At 65.5% G+C, this 1,596-nt stretch carries 1 protein-coding gene; it reads left to right on the top strand.

Features of this window, described 5'->3' with window-relative positions; all coding sequences use genetic code 11:
* Positions 1-1,596, top strand: a 1,596-nt coding sequence (locus tag VR44_RS10180; protein WP_045947096.1) for a dihydropteroate synthase, incomplete at both ends; no start/stop codon positions are given.

The following is a 1,596-nucleotide window of genomic DNA, read 5'->3' as shown; positions in this document are numbered from 1 at the left end:
CAGACGGTGCCGTTCCGTCAGGACACCTCGTACATGGCGATCGGTGAGCGGACGAACGCGAACGGGTCGAAGAAGTTCCGTGAGGCGATGCTGGAGGGCCGCTGGGACGACTGTGTGGAGATGGCGCGGGACCAGATCCGTGAGGGTGCGCACATGCTGGACCTGTGCGTGGACTACGTGGGCCGTGACGGTGTCGCGGACATGCGGGAGCTGGCGGGGCGTTTCGCCACGGCCTCCACCCTGCCCATCGTTCTGGACTCGACCGAGGTTCCGGTGATCCAGGCGGGTCTGGAGAAGCTGGGCGGGCGTGCGGTCATCAACTCGGTGAACTACGAGGACGGTGACGGTCCGGAGTCGCGGTTCGCGAAGGTGACGCGGCTGGCGCAGGAGCACGGGGCCGCGCTGATCGCGTTGACGATCGACGAGGAGGGCCAGGCCCGCACGGTCGAGCACAAGGTCGCCATCGCCGAGCGGCTGATCGAGGACCTGACGTCGAACTGGGGGATCCGTGAGTCGGACATCCTCATCGACACGTTGACGTTCACGATCTGCACGGGGCAGGAGGAGTCCCGTAAGGACGGCATCGCGACGATCGAGTCGATCCGTGAGCTCAAGCGGCGTCATCCGGAGGTGCAGACGACGCTGGGGTTGTCGAACATCTCCTTCGGTCTGAACCCGGCGGCCCGGATCCTGCTGAACTCGGTGTTCCTGGACGAGTGCGTCAAGGCGGGTCTGGACTCGGCGATCGTGCACGCCTCGAAGATCCTGCCGATCGCGCGGTTCGACGAGGAGCAGGTCAGCACCGCTCTGGACCTGATCTACGACCGCCGTGAGGGCGACTACGACCCCCTGCAGAAGCTGATGGCCCTTTTCGAGGGCGTCAACACCAAGTCGATGAAGGCGGGCAAGGCCGAGGAGCTCCTCGCCCTGCCGTTGGAGGAGCGTCTCCAGCGGCGGATCATCGACGGGGAGAAGAACGGCCTGGAGGCCGATCTGGACGAGGCGCTGCGGACGCGTCCGGCGCTGGACATCGTCAACGACACCCTGCTGGAGGGCATGAAGGTCGTCGGTGAGCTGTTCGGGTCGGGGCAGATGCAGTTGCCGTTCGTGCTCCAGTCGGCCGAGGTGATGAAGACGGCCGTCGCCTACCTGGAGCCGCACATGGAGAAGACCGATGACGAGGGCAAGGGCACCATCGTCCTGGCCACCGTCCGTGGTGATGTCCATGACATCGGCAAGAACCTGGTCGACATCATCTTGACCAACAACGGCTACAACGTCGTGAACATCGGTATCAAGCAGCCGGTGTCCGCGATCCTGGAGGCCGCTCAGGAGCACAAGGCCGATGTCATCGGCATGTCCGGTCTCCTGGTGAAGTCCACCGTGATCATGAAGGAGAACCTGGAGGAACTGAACTCCCGGGGGCTGGCTGCCCGTTTCCCCGTGATCCTCGGCGGTGCGGCCCTGACCCGCGCGTATGTGGAGCAGGACCTCCACGAGATCTACGAGGGCGAGGTCCGCTACGCCCGTGACGCGTTCGAGGGCCTGCGGCTGATGGACGCGCTGATCGCCGTCAAGCGCGGCGTCCCCGGCGCC

The sequence above is a fragment of the Streptomyces katrae genome (genome assembly GCF_000966975.1).
Lineage (GTDB): Bacteria > Actinomycetota > Actinomycetes > Streptomycetales > Streptomycetaceae > Streptomyces > Streptomyces katrae.
This window is presented reverse-complemented; position numbering and strand designations above follow the sequence as displayed.